This window comes from Halorussus salilacus, assembly GCF_024138125.1.
Taxonomy (GTDB): Archaea; Halobacteriota; Halobacteria; order Halobacteriales; family Haladaptataceae; genus Halorussus; species Halorussus salilacus.
The window spans coordinates 2820054-2835929 of sequence record NZ_CP099993.1 but is presented as its reverse complement, the minus strand read 5'-3'; the positions used below and the strand labels follow the sequence as shown (position 1 = coordinate 2835929).

17 protein-coding genes are annotated in these 15876 nt (G+C 68.4%); 7 read left to right on the top strand and 10 right to left on the bottom strand.

Going from position 1 to position 15876, the window contains the following annotated elements; all coding sequences use genetic code 11:
• Positions 1-147 precede the first annotated feature (147 nt).
• The gene (locus NGM10_RS14630; RefSeq protein WP_253479977.1) at positions 148-1557 is read left to right on the top strand and encodes a methyl-accepting chemotaxis protein; all 1410 of its coding nucleotides are present in this window, start codon (positions 148-150) and stop codon (positions 1555-1557) included.
• A gap of 62 nt (positions 1558-1619) precedes the next feature.
• Here the strand turns inward: NGM10_RS14630 and ndk are convergent, their stop codons facing one another.
• The 5 genes from ndk to NGM10_RS14605 all read right to left on the bottom strand — a co-directional run bounded on the left by ndk (position 1620) and on the right by NGM10_RS14605 (position 3629).
• Positions 1620-2084: a nucleoside-diphosphate kinase gene (ndk, locus tag NGM10_RS14625; protein ID WP_253479975.1), complete on the bottom strand. Its 465-nt coding sequence runs from the start codon at positions 2082-2084 to the stop codon at positions 1620-1622.
• 1 nt (position 2085) lies between these two features.
• Complete coding sequence (locus NGM10_RS14620; RefSeq protein WP_253479974.1) at positions 2086-2292, bottom strand: 50S ribosomal protein L24e; 207 nt, start codon at positions 2290-2292, stop codon at positions 2086-2088.
• Position 2293: 1 nt separating this feature from the next.
• The gene (locus NGM10_RS14615; protein ID WP_115796086.1) at positions 2294-2521 is read right to left on the bottom strand and encodes a 30S ribosomal protein S28e; all 228 of its coding nucleotides are present in this window, start codon (positions 2519-2521) and stop codon (positions 2294-2296) included.
• A gap of 8 nt (positions 2522-2529) precedes the next feature.
• Positions 2530-2892, bottom strand: coding sequence for a 50S ribosomal protein L7Ae (rpl7ae, locus tag NGM10_RS14610; RefSeq protein ID WP_253479972.1), 363 nt, complete (start codon positions 2890-2892; stop codon positions 2530-2532).
• A gap of 182 nt (positions 2893-3074) precedes the next feature.
• Positions 3075-3629 carry a GNAT family N-acetyltransferase gene (locus NGM10_RS14605; protein WP_253479969.1) on the bottom strand — a complete coding sequence of 185 codons (555 nt, stop codon included), beginning with the start codon at positions 3627-3629 and terminating at the stop codon, positions 3075-3077.
• 351 nt (positions 3630-3980) lie between these two features.
• Here NGM10_RS14605 and tmcA point away from each other — a divergent pair, with 351 nt between their 5' ends.
• Together tmcA and NGM10_RS14595 are read left to right on the top strand one after the other, a co-directional pair.
• Complete coding sequence (tmcA, locus tag NGM10_RS14600; protein ID WP_253479966.1) at positions 3981-6275, top strand: tRNA(Met) cytidine acetyltransferase TmcA; 2295 nt, start codon at positions 3981-3983, stop codon at positions 6273-6275.
• A 22-nt stretch (positions 6276-6297) separates the two neighbouring features.
• Positions 6298-6462 carry a DUF8014 family protein gene (locus NGM10_RS14595; protein ID WP_253479964.1) on the top strand — a complete coding sequence of 55 codons (165 nt, stop codon included), beginning with the start codon at positions 6298-6300 and terminating at the stop codon, positions 6460-6462.
• Between the two features lie 4 nt (positions 6463-6466).
• On the opposite strand, the gene NGM10_RS14590 is transcribed toward NGM10_RS14595, so the two are convergent.
• On the bottom strand, positions 6467-6946 hold the full coding sequence (locus NGM10_RS14590) for a hypothetical protein (protein ID WP_253479962.1): 480 nt from the start codon (positions 6944-6946) through the stop codon (positions 6467-6469).
• Positions 6947-7000: 54 nt separating this feature from the next.
• Entirely contained in the window at positions 7001-8725 is a 1725-nt protein-coding gene (locus NGM10_RS14585) for a glutamate--tRNA ligase (protein ID WP_253479960.1), read from the bottom strand.
• A 159-nt stretch (positions 8726-8884) separates the two neighbouring features.
• Here NGM10_RS14585 and NGM10_RS14580 point away from each other — a divergent pair, with 159 nt between their 5' ends.
• Together NGM10_RS14580 and NGM10_RS14575 are read left to right on the top strand one after the other, a co-directional pair.
• Positions 8885-10867, top strand: coding sequence for a bacterio-opsin activator domain-containing protein (locus NGM10_RS14580; protein ID WP_253479958.1), 1983 nt, complete (start codon positions 8885-8887; stop codon positions 10865-10867).
• Positions 10868-10976: 109 nt separating this feature from the next.
• A complete protein-coding gene (locus NGM10_RS14575; RefSeq protein WP_253479956.1) occupies positions 10977-11375 on the top strand; it encodes a DUF7344 domain-containing protein in 399 nt (132 codons plus the stop codon).
• A 36-nt stretch (positions 11376-11411) separates the two neighbouring features.
• Here NGM10_RS14575 and idsA3 read toward each other — a convergent pair whose 3' ends face one another.
• The 3 genes from idsA3 to NGM10_RS14560 form a co-directional block, all read right to left on the bottom strand.
• Complete coding sequence (gene idsA3, locus NGM10_RS14570) at positions 11412-12473, bottom strand: geranylfarnesyl diphosphate synthase (RefSeq protein ID WP_253479954.1); 1062 nt, start codon at positions 12471-12473, stop codon at positions 11412-11414.
• A gap of 1 nt (position 12474) precedes the next feature.
• On the bottom strand, positions 12475-13827 hold the full coding sequence (locus NGM10_RS14565; RefSeq protein ID WP_253479952.1) for a ribonuclease J: 1353 nt from the start codon (positions 13825-13827) through the stop codon (positions 12475-12477).
• A gap of 328 nt (positions 13828-14155) precedes the next feature.
• Positions 14156-14326, bottom strand: a complete 171-nt coding sequence (locus NGM10_RS14560; protein WP_253479950.1) for an HEWD family protein — start codon at positions 14324-14326, stop codon at positions 14156-14158.
• A gap of 226 nt (positions 14327-14552) precedes the next feature.
• Here NGM10_RS14560 and NGM10_RS14555 point away from each other — a divergent pair, with 226 nt between their 5' ends.
• Both NGM10_RS14555 and NGM10_RS14550 read left to right on the top strand, forming a co-directional pair.
• The gene (locus NGM10_RS14555; RefSeq protein WP_253479948.1) at positions 14553-14882 is read left to right on the top strand and encodes an EthD family reductase; all 330 of its coding nucleotides are present in this window, start codon (positions 14553-14555) and stop codon (positions 14880-14882) included.
• Positions 14883-14927: 45 nt separating this feature from the next.
• A complete protein-coding gene (locus tag NGM10_RS14550; RefSeq protein WP_253479946.1) occupies positions 14928-15854 on the top strand; it encodes a plastocyanin/azurin family copper-binding protein in 927 nt (308 codons plus the stop codon).
• The last annotated feature ends 22 nt before the right edge of the window (positions 15855-15876 follow it).

Sequence of the window (15876 nt, the reverse complement as noted above, 5' to 3'; positions counted from 1 at the left end):
CCGTCGAATCGCCACCGGGCGGTCGGCACAGAGTCACTCGCTGCGAGACCGGCCACTCGGTCCGAGACCGGCCACTCGGGTCGACGTGGAGACGCCACGAGATAGCTCACCACAATTTCTATAAGACTACTCCGCCGAGAGACGGATATGTCAAGTAGTGCCACGGGACTCGGTGGGGACGACGGGCGGGCGATGGCGACCGACCGCCTCGTCCCCGAGGAGTTCGCGACCGACGACGACCGGGAGCCGACCACCGCACAGCTCCGCCGCCAGCGGGACTTCTACCGGCACCTCTTCCGGGAGGTGGTCGAGGCGTTCCCTCACCCGGTGGGCGTGGTCGACGAGCAAGGGGTCGTCGCCCACTGGAACGAGGGGCTGGCCGACCTCGTCCGGATACCCGCCAGCGAGGCGGTGGGCGAGCAGGCCTACGACGTGGTCGGGACCGAGGGCGAAGACGAGGTGCTCTCGGAGAAGGTCGCCCGACTCGGCGAGACCATCGTCGAGGACCGGGTCCGGACCGGCCGGACGCCCGAGGGCGACCTCTGGGCGGTCGAGGGCGCGGGCTTCCCCCTGACCGCGCCCGACGGGCACACCGTCGGCGCGCTCCAGGTCAACACGGTCGTGACCGACATCGTCGAGCGCAACCGCGACCTCGGCGCGCTCCACTCGCGAATCACCGACGAGGTCGCGACCGCGACCGAGCAACTCCGGTCGTCGCTCACGGAGACCGCAGACCACAGCGAAGCCATCCGGGAGACGACGGTCGAGCAGTCCGACCGACTCGCCGACATCCACGACGAACTGGCGACCGTCAGCGACGAGAGCGACGCCGTGGCCGACCGCGCCCGCCAGATCGACGAGCGCGGCGACGCCATCCGCGGGGACACCGAACGCAGCGAGGAGGCGGTGGCGAACGTCGTCGAGACGCTCGACCGCGCGGTCGAGGCCGCCGAGACGGTCCGGGAGAACGCCGCCGACCTCGAAGACCGGGCCGACGAGATCACGAGCGTCACCGACACCATCGCCGACATCGCCGAGCAGACCAACCTGCTCGCGCTCAACGCCAACATCGAGGCCGCGCGGGTCGCCGACTCGACCGCCGACGCGGGGGGATTCGAGGTCGTCGCCGACGAGGTCAAAGAGCTCGCCGAGCGCTCCCGGTCGGAGGCCGAGCGGGTCGGCGAGCAGGTCGAGGCCGTCCGAGAGACCATCGGGAGCACGGTCGAGAACGTCCGGTCGCTCGACGAGGACCTCGACGCGGCGGTCGACGAGACCCGGGACCTCGAAACCACCCAGACAGCCATCAGCCGGAACGTCCGGGAGGTCGCGGGCGAACTGACCGCGGTGGCCGACGCGGTCGACGACCACGCGGGGCGCATGGCGTCGCTGGAGTCGGAGGTGGCCGACTTCGCCGACCGAACCGAGACGGTGGCCGAGCGCACCGGCGAGATCGCCGACGCGACGACCGAGCAGACCGAGACGGTCCGGGGGCTGGACGAGGCCGTTAAGGAGGTCGCCGAAGAACTCGACCGGAAGGACCTCGAAATCGAGGTGTAGAACCCGACAGCTCCCGCTACCGGTCGAGCAGAGCCGCGAAAAAACGAAACGCCGACGCTATCTCACTCGTACAGCCACGTCTCGTCGATGCGCTCGTAGTCGACCAGTTCCTCCTCGTCGAAGAACAGGTCGATCTCGCGCTCGTTCGCGCCCGGGTCCTCGTGGTCCGAACCGTGGATGACGTTCCGACCGAGGTCGAGGCCGTAGTCGCCCCGGATGGTTCCCGGGTCGGACTCGGCGGGGTCGGTCTCGCCCATCATGGTGCGGACCTGTCGGGTCGCGTCCTGACCCTCCCACACCATGGCGAAGACGGGGCCGGACGTGATGAAGTCCACGAGCCCCTCGAAGAAGGGCTTGCCCTCGTGTTCGCCGTAGTGTTCGTGGGCCAGTTCATCGTCGATCTGCATGAACTTCCCGGCGACGAGCTTCAGGCCGCGGTCCTCGAAGCGGGAGACGATCTCGCCGATGAGGCCGCGCTGGACGCCGTCGGGCTTGACCATGACGAAGGTGCGCTCGGTCTCGCTCATGTCACTCGCTCTCCTCTATCCGTTCGCCGTCCCCGGAACCGCCCTCCTCGGTCCATTCGAGGTTGCGGGGCTCGCGCCCGAGGTCGGCGTTCTTCTCGCACTTCGCGGAGCAGAAGTGGATGGTCGTGCCGTCGGTGCGGACGAACATCGTTCCCGTGCCGGGCTCGATGTCCGACCCGCAGAAGTCACACTCTCGGGTCTGGGGCATGTTATTGGCCTCCGATGGAGTCGGCTTCGCGGGCGGTCTCGCGCAGTTGCAACACGTCGCCCTCGCGGACGGGGCCCAGGCAGTTCCGCGTGATGATGCGGCCCTGGTTCTCGCCCTCGCGGATGCGGCACTTGACCTGCATGGCCTCGCCGTGCATCCCCGTCTTGCCGACGATTTCGATCACTTCGGCGGGCGTGGAGCCTTCTTCTTCGGTCTCTTCTGCGCTCATGGTTTAGTTCACCGAAGGTCCTCGACCTTGCTGGCGATGTCCTCCACGTCGTCGTCGGCCTCGCCGGAGTCGGTGATGGCCGCGGCGGCGCTCCCGACCTCCAGCCCGGCGGCGTGACCGATGTCGTCCTGCGTGTCGACGAAGACGAAGGGGATGCCCTTCTCGTCGGCGAGTTCGGGCAGGTGCATCACGATCTCCTCGGGCTGAACGTCCTCGGCGATGTAGACGAGCTCGGCGTTGCCGCGCTCGACCGCCTTGGTCGTCTCGTTGGTTCCTTTCTTGACGGTTCCGGTGTCTCGGGCGACCTCGAGCGCCTCGACGGCGCTGTCTTGGAGGTCGGCTGGGACGTCGAAGTTTACGTACACTGGCATAGGTTGTTCACCTCCCTGCACGTCGGCTCAGGCTCCCCTGCCGGGATAGTCCTGTGCGGCTAGGAGCATCATCAACCGCGCGCAGGTCGTACAATTGGATTGTTCGTCACCCCTTAAAAGCGCTTTCAAATGCCGCCGCGGGCGTGCGAAACCAAGACACGGGAAGTTGGGCCACTCCGTCGCTACGCTTCGGTCCACTCGTCCCGCTCGTCCCACTCCTCGCGGAGCAGGCCGTAGAACAGCACGTCGCGATACGCGCCGTCGAGGAAGACGTGGTCGCGCAGGCGTCCCTCCTCGGAGAAGCCGAGTCGGTCCAACAGCGTTCGGGACCCCTCGTTGAAATCGACCACGCGGGCGTACGCGCGCCGGAGACCCCGGGTCTCGAACGCGTACTCGACCAGTAGCGAGGCGGCCTCGGTCGCGTACCCCTCGCCGCGGGCCTCCGGCAGGAGCCAGTAGGCCACCTCGGCGTGGTCGTCCTCGACCCGAAAGAGGTTGGCCTCGCCCACGGGGTCGTCGCCTCCCGCCGGACAGATCAGGAAGTTCGCGTCGCCGTTGTCGGCCGAAATCGTGTTCTCGTAGAACGCTTCGACCTGCTCGCGGGTCCGGGGTTCGGTGAACGTCAGCGGCGTCCGGAGGTCCGGGTCGCTCCGCGCGCGCTGGAGGAACTCCACGTCCTCGCGCTCGGTGACTCGGAGCTCGACGCGCTCGCCGGAGAGATAGACGGGGCCGGGCATACCGCGGGCGAGGGAGTCACATGACAAAGGTCTTCGGAATCTATCGAATACCCGAAACGCACCGGAATCGACCCAAGCGACGCGAGGGTTTAAATCCGAAGCCGAGACCAATCCGGCGTGGACGTTTCGCGCGGTTGCGGGGCAGATAGTCGGCGAGTCAGTCGGCAGTGTCGAACAGGCGGCGGCGTCGCCCGCGCCGCGGGCGACGCCGCCGCCCCCACCTCGCGACCGCCAGTCCGACTAACCGGAAACGGCTGAGCCATCTCACCGGCGAGCAGAGAGCGCTCGACGCGACGAGTCCCAACGCCCCGAGTCGCAACGCCCATACTCGCGTCGGAACAACCCCCGGACATGACCCTCGCCGAGGTCGCCGCCGCGCTCCGCGAGGAGGCCCGAGCGACCGACGAGCGACGCCTCCTCGTCCTCGCTGGCGACCGCGACGCCTGCTACCGGGCGGCCGACCGCGCGCTCGACGCCAGCGGCGTCGAGCGCGCGGCCACCACCCTCGTCGGCACCGGGAGCCTCGACTGCGAGCGGGTCGGCCCGAAGCGCGCCGACCGCCTGCTCGGGACGACCCGCGAGTGCGTCGTCCTCGACTGCCACGCCGACTTCCGACCGAACGCGGTGGGGCGAGTCGTCGGCGCGGCCGACGGCGGCGGCCTGTTCGTCATCCTGATGCCCGCGCTCGATGAGTTCCCCGACCGCCGGACCGACTTCGACGAGACGCTCGCGGTGCCGCCCGTGACCCTCGGCGACGTGACCGGGCGGTTCCGGCGGCGGTTCGTCGGGACCCTGCGCGCCCACCCCGGCGTCGCCATCGTGAGCGTGGACGAGGGGGGCGAGGAGACCATCGAGCGCGACGGCCTGACTCGACCAGCGCCGCGGCTCTCGACCGCCGACGAAGCGCCGCGGCTGCCCGACGACCGCGCGTTCCCCGACGCGGCCTACGACGCCTGTCTCACGGGCGACCAGATAGCTGTCGTCCGGGACCTCGAAGCCCTGCGCGAGGATGGGACCGCCGCGGTCGTGGAGGCCGACCGCGGCCGGGGGAAGTCGAGCGCCGCGGGCATCGCGGCCGGGGCGCTCGCGGCGGAAGGCGGGGACGTGCTGGTCACCGCCCCGGAGTATCGGAGTTCGCGCGAGGTGTTCGTCCGAGCGGCGGCGCTGTTGGAGTCGCTCGGCCGCGAGGTAGAGACCGACGGCGACCCGCCCCGAGAAATCCGTCTGTGCGACGGGACCGGCGGCCGGGTTCGCTTCGAGAAACCGACCGCGGCCGCCGACCTTCCGGGCGACCCCGACGTGGTCTTCGTCGACGAGGCCGCCGCGCTCTCGGTCCGTCTGCTCGAACGCTTCCTCGACGCGCGCCGGGTCGCGTTCGCCACGACCGTCCACGGCTACGAGGGCGCGGGCAGGGGCTTCGCGGTCCGGTTCCGCGACCGACTCGCAGAGAGCGACCACGAGGTGGTCGAGACCCGACTCGACGAACCCATCCGGTACGCCGCGGGCGACCCCGTCGAGGCGTGGGCGTTCCGCGCGCTCCTGCTCGACGCGCGGCCGCCGGTCGAGGGGGTCGTCGCAGGTGCAACTCCGGATTCGGTCGAGTACCGCGACTTCTCGCCCGACGACCTCCTCGCCGACGAGACGCTCCTCCGGGAGGCGTTCGGGCTGCTCGTGTTGGCCCACTACCGGACCGAGCCCGACGACCTCGCGCGGTTGCTGGACGCGCCCAACCTCGCGGTCCGGGCACTGGTCCGCGAGGGCCCCGCGACCGGCGGTGACCACGTCGTCGCGGTGGCGCTACTGGCCCGCGAGGGCAACCTCCCCGCGGACGTACGCGAACACATGTACGAGGGCGGGCGCGTCCGAGGGAACATGCTCCCTGACGTGCTGACCTCCCAGCTCCGCGACGAGGAGGCGGGCGTCCCCGAGGGCCTGCGGGTGATGCGCATCGCGGTCCACCACGCAGTCCGGTCGAGCGGGCTCGGCTCGCGCCTGCTCGCAGCGGTCCGCGGGGAGTTCGCCGATGACCTCGACTGGCTCGGGGTCGGCTACGGCGCGACCCCAGAGCTCCTGCGGTTCTGGCGCGAGAACGGCTACCGCGCGGTCCAGCTCTCGACCACCAGAAACGACACGAGCGGCGAGTACTCCGCGCTCATGCTCGACCCCCTGAACGGGAAGGGAGCGGACCTCCACGACCGCCACGCCCGGTGGTTCGCCTCCCGAGTCGCGTCGATGCTCGCCGACCCCCTGCGCGACGCCGACCCCGACGTGGTCCGGGAACTCCTCCGGTCGGTCGACGCCGAGGTCGACCTCGACCTCTCTCCGTGGGACTGGCGCGCGGTCGCCGCCAGCGCCTACGGACCGGGCCTCTACGACGCCGCGCCCCGGCCGTTCCGCCGGGTCGCGCTCAAGCACTTCGTCGAGAGCGGCGGGTCGGCGGGAGCCGACCCGCCGCTCTCGGCGCGCGAGGAGCGCCTGCTGGTCCGGAAGGTCCTGCAGGGTCACCCGTGGCCTCGCGTCGCCGACGAACTCGGGTTCCACTCGGCGGGCCAGTGCATGCGGGCGCTCGGCGACGCCTACGAGCCGCTGGTCGACCGCTACGGCGACGAGTCGGCGGTGGCCGAGAAACGGCGGTACACCGATTAGGACCCGGGGAGTAGGGTCGGCCGTGACCGAGTGCACCGAAGACGGTTGTTCGGAACGCGCCGCGGTTCGACTTCATGTTCCGTGGGCCGAGAACCGCCCGGTCTGTCCCGGCCACGCTCGCGCGCTGGCCCAGCGCGACGGCGTGGTCGCCGAACCGCTGGCGGGGCGCGAGGACGAGTGGCCGTGAGGAGTCAGGGGTCCGAACAGTAGCCGTGGTCGTCGTTCCAGTGATTGGTCATCGGTCCCGTGAGTTTCCCGTCGCGGATGTGGACCCCGAGGCTGTAGCAGTCGGACGCTCCGTCTGGCGGTACCTCATACCGAACCCCGTCGGATGCGCTGTCGAGTCGCACGAGGACGGTGTACTCGCGCGTGGAGTTGGCGACGCTCGGCGGGTCGACGATGGCACCGTCGACCACGGTGCCTCGGGTGTCGTCGCGGCTTTTGCCCTCTATCTCTCGGGTCGTCCAGTGGACGACGCCTTCCTCGTCGTCGAGAACGACCAGCTCGACCGTGTGGGAGGTATTGTCGTAGTTCTGGACCGCGAGGTCCCGGAGGACCGGCGGGTCGTCGGGGCCGGAATCGGTTCCCCTGACGGGCGCGAACGCAGAACACCCTGCGAGGACGAGCAGGGCCGCGAGCGCGACGCAGAGAACGAGGGCGCGATGTCGCACGTCGCGAACTCGTCAGCGGAAATAGGAATGCGTTTCGCTCGGAGTTCGGACCGCTCACTCGTGGGCGAAGTAGACGACCGTCTCGTCGTCGGCCTCCTGACGGTCCACGCGGGCGAAGCCGACGCGCTCGAACTGGACCATCTCGTCGGGGTCGGCCTCTCGGAAGCCGGGTTCGGCGTAGCCGACCACGTCGCCCTCCTTGCGGCGCATCTGGGTCAGGGTGGCGCTGTCGGCGGGCACCCAGTGGATCACGTCGACGCCCTCCTCGCGGACCGCGGAGATGTCGTCGCCGACGTAGTCGAGTTCGTCGTCGGCACGTCGGAAACAGCCGAATCCCTTGAGCCAGACGCGCTCGCCGTCTGCCGGAACGTCGGCCTCCTCGATGCGGACCCGGTTGCCCGGGTCGATGTCGCGCGTTCCGCGGTCCTCGTGGTCGGGGTGGACCGGCGGATGCGCCGAGTCGGGGGCGTCGCCGGTGACCGTGAAGTCGACGTGGGGTTCGCGCACGAAGAAGTAGCGGTCGGCCTCGTCGTCGACGAGTTCGCGGTTGTTGGCGTACACCGAACTCATCGCGAGGTCGACGTTGGACGTGGAGGTGCCGAGTTCGACCATCGCGTTCACGAGCGCTTCGCCCCGAATCCCGCGTCGTCGGACGCTCGGGATGGTCGGCGCGCGCGGGTCGTCCCAGCCGTCGAGTTCGCCGTCCTCGATGAGCTCCCGGATGGTCGAGGTCGACATCTTCACGTCGTACTCGTCGACCTGAACGTGGCCCCAGTGGACCACCTCGGGGTACTCCCAGTCGAAGTAGTCGTAGACGAAGCGCTGGCGCTTGGCCGAATCTTGGAGGTCGATGCCCCGGATGATGTGGGTGACGCCCGTGAGGTGGTCGTCGACGCCCGACTGGAAGTCGAGCATGGGCCAGCACCGGAACTCCTCGGCCTCCTCGCGGGGGTGGGGCGTGTCGATGATGCGGAACGCGACCCAGTCCCGGAGCGCGGGGTTCTTGTGCTCGATGTCGGTCTTGACCCGGAGGACCATCTCGCCCGACTCGTGCTCGCCGTCGACCATCGCCTCGAACTCCGCCATGGTCGTCTCGGGGTCCTTCTCGCGGTGGGGGCAGGGTTCGGCCGAGTTCTTCAGGTCGGAGAACTCCTCGCCCGAACACGAGCAGGTGTAGGCCCCGCCCTTCTCGATGAGGTCGCGGGCGTGGTCGTAGTAGATGTCGAGGCGGTCGCTCGCGCGGTACACCTCGGCGGGCTCGAAGCCGAGGTACTCGACCTCCTCCAGAATCTCGTCGTAGGCCCACAGCATGGGCCGCTTGGTCTCGGGGTCGGTGTCGTCGAACCGCACGATGAACTCCCCGTCGTAGCGGTCGGCGTAGGTGCCGATGACCGCGGGCATTCGGGCGTGGCCGATGTGCCACGGGCCGTTGGGGTTCGGGGCACACCGCATCCGGATGTCGTCGTACTCCTCGGCGTTCGGGAGGTCCGGCAGGGGATGGTCCTCGCCCTCGTCCTCGCTCTCTAACTCCGCCAGCCACTCGGGCGCGAGTTCGGCGAGCCGGTCGCGGCGCTCGTCGGCGTCGAGGCCGTTGACCCGCGAGACCACGGGGCCGATGACGCCCGGAATCTCGTCGCCGTGCTGGCGGAAGTCGGGGTTCTCGCCCATCAGCGGCCCCATCACCGCGCCCACGTCGGCGTCGCTGTCGTGTTTGACCGCGTTCACGAGCGCGTGAATCTCTGCCTCCGTCTCGATCCGCTCTCGGAGTTCGTCGTTCATTGGGGAGTCGTTCGAGCGTCCGGGGGAAAACTGAACCGGATTCGCTCGAACGCGCGAGCGACCGCGGGGTCGGTCGTCCGACCGACCCCGCGGTCGCCGAACGTGTGCGCTAGCTAACCGAGACGCTTAGGTGAAGCCGAACGTACCGCTTCCCAGAGCGTGACTCCCAATCGAGACGCGACGGCCGTCCGGCTCGTCTACGTCGACGCCGAGGAACCGCCCGCGTCGCTGGCTTCACACGGCGTCGCGGTCACCAGCGTCGGTTCCGTCGCCGCCGCGCGGGAGCGACTCGCCGACTGCGGCGACGTCGACTGCGTGGTCACCGAGTACGACCTGCCCGACGGCGACGGCATCGACCTGCTCGAAACCATCCGCGACGACCACCCCAATCTGCCGGTGGTCCTGTTCACCGACTCGGGGAGCGAAGCGGTCGCCAGCGAGGCCCTCGGGAAGGGCGTGACCGACTACCTCCCCAAGGACGCGGGCGGCGAGTCGCTCCGCAAGCGGGTCGGGCGCGCGGTCGCCGCCACCAGCGTCGAGGCCGACTCGGGACTGACCGGCGACCGCATGCGCGAGCTGACCAACGCCTTCCCCGACGTCGCCTTCATCATCGACGAGGACGGCCGGTACCTCGAACTGCTCTCGGGGCCGACCACCGCCGACCTCGAAACGGTCGAGCGCGAGCGACTCGTGGGCCAGACCCTCTACGACGCGTTCGAGGAGTCGATGGCCGACCGGTTCCTCGAACACATCCGCACGACGCTGTCGACCGGCGGGGTCGAGACCATCGAGTACCGGGTCGACACCGACGCGGGCGAACGCTGGTTCGAGGGTCGGACCGCGCCGCTCGGGAGCGACATCGACGGTCGCGATGCGGTCGTCTGGGTCGCCCGCGACGTGACCGACCGCCGGGAGAACGAGCGACGACTGACCGCCCGCGGGGACGAACTGGAGACGCTCAACCGCATCAACGACCTGATCCACGGCATCCTCGACTCGCTGGTCGAGTCGGGGACCCGAGAGGAGGTCGAGCGCACCGTCTGTGAGGGGTTGGCCGACTCGGAGTTCTACCAGTTCGCGTGGATCGGCGGGCCGTGGGTCAAAGACGAGCGCATGGACCCGAGCGTCATCGCGGGAGCCGACCGCGAGGGCGTCGAGCGACTCGTCGAGGCCACTAGCGCCCGGTCGGAGGGGGGAAACTCCTTCACGCGCGTCGTGCAGGCGGGCGAATCGGTCGTCGTCCCGGACGTGTCGACCGACGCCCGACTCTCCGAGCACGAGCGCGAGTGCATGCTGGACCTTGAGATGTCCTCGGCGGTCCTCCTGCCGCTGACCTACGGCAACACCAACTACGGCGTCCTCGGGATCAGCGGCGCGTGCTCGCGACCGTTCGGCGACCGGGAGCAGAGCGCGCTCGAAGCCCTCGCGGAGGTGGTCGCGTTCGCTATCAACGCGGTCAAGAACCGGAACCTGCTGTTCGCCGACACCGCCATCGAGCTGGAGTTCCGGGTTCGAGACGCCGACTCCGCGCTCGCCCGAACGGCAGCGGAACTGGAGTGTCGGTTCGTCCTCGAAGGGTTCGTGGAGGTCTCCGAGGACCGCCTGCTCGAATACGTGGCGGTCGAGGACGCGTCGGCGTCTGCGATTCGGGACGCGCTGAGCGGCGTCGACGCGAGCGGCGTCGAGGAGTTCCGCGTCGTCACCGACGACGCCGACGAGTGCCTGCTCGAAATCCTCTGTTCGCACACGGGAGTCACCCGGCTCGTCAAGGCTGGCACCGTGGTCAAGTCGGGGACCATCGATGGCGGCGACATCGAGTACGTCACCGAAGCGCCCTCGGACGCGAACGTCAGGTCGGTCGTCGACAGCCTCCGATTGACGTTCCCCGACGCGAAGCTCGTGAGCAAGCAGGAGGTCGGTCGCCCGGTCCACACCGCCAAGGAGTTCCGACAGACCCTGAACCGGGAGCTCACCGAGAAACAGCAGACTGCGCTCCAGACCGCGTACTTCGCGGGCTACTACGAGTACCCCCGAGAGAGCACCGCCGAGGAGGTCGCCGACTCGCTCGGCGTCTCGTCGCCCACCCTCCACCAGCACCTCCGGGCGGCCCAGCGCAAGCTGGTCGGGACGTTCCTCGATTGATTAGACGGCTGATATTGGCCGTGTGACACTCTCTCGCGGCCGCACCTAATTATTGAGGCATGGGTTTGTTGGCCTCTCTGGCGAAAGGAGTTCTTGGAGGTCACCCGCCATGAGCAACGACCCGGTACGTTCGGCGACTGACGAACACGCCCTCCGGAGCGGACGCGCAGTCACGACACCCTCGTTCGACACCCTGTTCGCCCTCCTCGCGGAGAAACGTCGTCGGTACGCACTCTACGCCCTGATGGGTACCGACGACGGATTCGCAGAAGTCGAGACGCTCGCAGACGAGGTTGCGATGTGGGAGGCCCGCGCCGACGACGTGCCCATCACGGAGTCCCTCCGCGAAGAGATCGCCGAGGAACTCCGCGAGGACCACCTCCCCACCATCGCCAGTGCCGACGTGGTGGACTACGACGCCCGGAGCGAGGTAGTCCGCTACTGGCGACAGCCCACGCTCGAAGAGTACCTCGAACACACCCACTACAAGGAGTTCACCGACGAGTAGCCGCCCCCGCTGGCGACTTCGAAGCGACGACGCGACTCAGTACTCGCGCTCGATGAGGTAGTCTGCGATACCTTCGAGCAGGTCGCGCGCCTCGTTGTCGGGCAGGACTTCGAGACGCGCCTTCCCTCGCTCGACCAGTTCTCGGGCCTTCTCGGAGGCGTAATCGATGCTTCCCGCGTCTGCGAGCGCCGCGACCGCCTCGTCGATCTCGGCCTCGGTCACCGCCTCGACGTCGTCGGTCTCGACCAGCGAGTCCACGTCCACGCCCCGCTCGCGGGCGTGGAGGGTGATGATGGTCTGTTTGTTCTCGACGAGGTCGCTCCCGCGCTGTTTGCCGAGTTTCTCGCTCGGAACGGTGAGGTCGAGCACGTCGTCCTGAATCTGGAACGCCCGGCCCACGTCGATGCCGTACCGGTAGAGCTGCTCGACGGTCTCGTCGTCGGCACCGAGCAGGATGGCCGGGATGGTCGCCGACGCGCCGTACAGCACGGCGGTCTTGTGCTCGATCATGTCGAGGTACTCCTCGGGGAGCACGTCGTCGCGCCCCTCGAACGCGATGTCGAGGGCCTGCCCCTCGCAGACGTTGGTGCAGGTCGTCGCCAGCACGTCGGTCGCGCCGACGAGGCGGTCGGCGGGCGCGTCGGCGTCGAGCAGTATCTCGAACGCCTTGGAGTAGAGGGTGTCGCCCGCCAGAATCGCGGTCGAGGTGTCGTACTCGCGGTGGACCGCCGGGACCCCCCGCCGGAGGTCGTCGTCGTCCATGATGTCGTCGTGGATGAGCGTGAACGACTGGATGACCTCGATGGCGACGGCGGCGGCCATCACGTCGACGTCGTTGCCCGCGAGCCCGGGGAACGCCCGGTAGTCGGTCGTCTCGGGGTCGGCGTCGGCGTCCGCGAGCGCCTCGGCAACGAGCAACAGCACGGTCGGCCGCAGGCGCTTGCCGCCCGCGTCGAGCAGGTACCGCGCGGCCTCGTAGAGCCGTTCGGGCTCGTCGACGGGGAGGTCCTCGACGATGGCGTCGTTGACGACCTCGCGTCGCTGTTCGACCGCTCCCATCACCCGCTCTTCCAGCGTCTCGGCGCTCGCGTCTGTCATGTTATTCGACGAGTTGGATGAGGTTGCCGTTGCTCGTGACGTGCACGTCTCGACCGAGCTTGTACCCCTGGTTCTCGCACAGGCTCACGTAGGGCGAGAACCCCTTCATGTCCTGGTGGGCGGGGATGACGTGCTGGGGCTGGAGCGCGTCCAGCATCGTGTAGTGGCCCTCCTCGCGGAGGTGGCCCGAGACGTGGACGTCGTCGTAGATGCGCGCGCCCTGCATCTTCAGGAGGCGCTCGGACTGGTAGCGCTGGCCCTCGTTGGTCGGCTCCGGAATCACGCGGGCCGAGAAGATGACCTTGTCGCCGTCGTCCAGTTCGTAGGGCGTCTCGCCCCGACCCATCCGGGTGAGCATCGCGCGCGGTTCGCCCTGGTGGCCGGTGACGATGGGGAGGTAGTCCTCCTTGCCCTCCTTCATGATGCGCTTGAAGGTGCGGTCCACGGACTTGCGGTGGCCGAACATCCCCATGTCCTCGGGGAAGTCGACGAAGTCGAGTCGCTCGGCGGTGCCCGAGTACTTCTCCATCGACCGTCCGAGCAGGACGGGTTCGCGCCCGATGTCCTTGGCGAACTCCACGAGGCTCTTGACGCGGGCGATGTGGCTGGAGAACGTCGTCGCCACGATGCCGCCGTCGTAGTCCTCGACCGAGGTCATCACGTCTTGGAGGTGGCGGCGGGCCACCGCCTCGCTCGGGGTGCGGCCCTTCCGGCCCGCGTTGGTGCAGTCCTCGATGTAGCAGAGGACGCCCTCGCCCTCGCGGCCGATCTCGCGGAACCGCTTCATGTCGATGGGGTCGCCGATGACCGGCGTGTGGTCCATCCGCTTGTCGAGACCGTAGACGATGGCCCCCTCGGGCGTGTGGAGCACCGGGTTGATGGCGTCGATGATGGAGTGGGTCACGTTGACGAACTCCAGTTCGACCTGCCCGGAGTCGCCGATGGACATCGTCTCGCCAGCCTCCATCTTCACGAGGTCGTTCTCGACGCCGAACTTCTGCTCGCCCTGAATCTGTTGTTTCACCAGTTCGATGGTGAACGGCGAGGCGACGACCGGCGCGTTGTACCGGTGGGCCAGCTTCGAGATGGCCCCGATGTGGTCGAGGTGGCCGTGCGTGGGCACGATGGCCTGCACGTCGCCTTCGAGGTCGCTCATGACGCGGTCGTCCGGAATCGCGCCCATGTCGATGAGGTCGAGGCTGTGCAGTTTCTCGGTCTCGACGTTGTCGTGGAGGAGGACCTTCGAGAGGTTCAGCCCCATGTCGAATATGACCACGTCGTCGCCCGCGCGCACGGCAGTACACTGCCGTCCGACTTCTTCGTAACCGCCGATGGTTGCAATTTCTATTTCCATAGTTTCATCCTGTTGTACGCAAAGCCGCGCCGTGGTTCGGTGAGAGCCACGTCGCGCGGCGTCCGTACGCATTCAAACCTGCTCGCGGCGTCGAACCCCCGCCGCGGCGTCTTTCGGCCGTCGGTGGGGCCCGCGGTGGCCGAGCCACGAACCCGCGAACTATCGGTCTATGACGGGTTTACGCCCCCCGGTAATAAAAACTGCCGGGATTGGTCCGGCCGCTCGCTGGGGGCGGGAGAGCGGGACGGAGGGGGACGTGGGCTGGGACCGCCGGGCCGACCCTCACCCTCCGGGGCGGTCACCCCCGAATCGGTCACCCCCGAATCGGTCACCCCCGAATCGGACGGTACGTCCCGGTGATGTCCCACTCGTGGATACAGAACGGCTCGCCAGTCTGCGCGTCGTCGCGTATCGTCCAGTTCGTCGCGTCGTCGTCCCACGCCTCTCGGCGACCGCATCGCTGACACTCGCGCCTCGTCGGCGGTTCCAGTTCGGTCATCGCTAGCCAACAGGTGGCACGGGTACTTAAGTGAGGCCCCTCCATCAGTGCTTGCCGGAATCGCCGTGCGGTCGTCGCTCGCGGTGCGAGCGACGACCGCACCCGAAATCGCGTCGGCGACTGGCGCGAGCGACGACCGCACTCGACACCGCGTCGCCGACGGGTGCGAGCGACGACAGAAACGTCGACCGACACACGGAAGTTCACGCGGGTCAAGCGTGGAATTATGGCAGTCAAACTGGTCGACCTGCTCGTCCGCAAGGACGGCCTGACCCACGAGGAGTTCGTCGAGTACTGGACGGGCGACCACGCCGACCTCGCCGAGCAGTTGCCCGGTCTCCGGAAGTACGTCACCTCGGTTCCGAAGGACCCCGAGAAGGCGGGCTACGACGGCCTGCTCGAACTCTACTTCGACGACACCGCCGCCATCGGCGAGGCGTTCGAGTCCGAAATCGGCCAAGAGGTTCAGGCCGACGCCGCGAACTTCGTGGACATGGACGAGGGGCCGACCCTCGTCGTCGACGAGACGGTCCAGTTGGACGACCTCGACGGGTAGCCGACCCGAACGCTTTTGGACGAAACCACCGACACTACTCGCGTCATGGGGGGACACGACGACGCGGAACCGACGGGAAACGAGACGCGAAGAACGTTTCTGCGGGCGATGGGAGCGGCGAGTGCCGTCGCAGGAGTCGGTGGGCTCGCTGGCGCGCAGGAGACCACCGAAGAGGGCGAGGAGACGACGACAGAGGAGGACACGACGACCGAGGGAGACGAAACGGCCACGACCGAGACCGAGGAAGCGACGGACGGCGACGCGACGACCGTCGCTCTCGGCGGTCGAACCTCGGGCTGGTATGGACTCGCGCCCGCGGCGATAACTGGCGAGGAGAACCCGACGCTCGCGCTCCGGGATGGCGAGCGGTATCGAGTGGTCTGGATGAACCTCGACGGCGAGCAACACGAACTTCGCCTCGAAGACGAGGACGGCGAGGCCCTCGAACGGACCGACAGCGCCAGCGAGGTCGGCGAGACCCGCGAGGTCGTCTTCGAGGCGAGCGAGTCGCTGGCGGCCTACCGATGCGAGTACCATCCCGAGCAGATGGTCGGGGACGTCGAACTCGGCGAGGGGTTCGAGACGACGGAGGAGACCGAGACGCCGACGGAGGACGGTGAGACGGAGACCGAAACAGAGGGAGACGGCGAGGTCGTGGACGTCGCAGTGGGCCCGGACGGGCAGTACCTCCGATTCGTCCCGGAGGAGGTCGAGATATCGGTCGGCGACACGGTCCGGTGGACCGCCGAGAGCGAAGGTCACAACGTCAGCGCCAAGCCCGACGCCGACCCGAAAGTAGAGATACCGGACGACGCCGAACCGTTCTCCACCTACGAGGGCAGTCGGTCGTTCATGGTCATGGAGGTCGGCGAGACGTTCGAGCACACCTTCACGGTCCCCGGAACGTACGTCTACGTCTGTACGCCCCACGCCGACCAAGGGATGGTCGGGACCGTCGTCGTCACCGAATAGTTCCCGGCTCAACGCCGTTAAT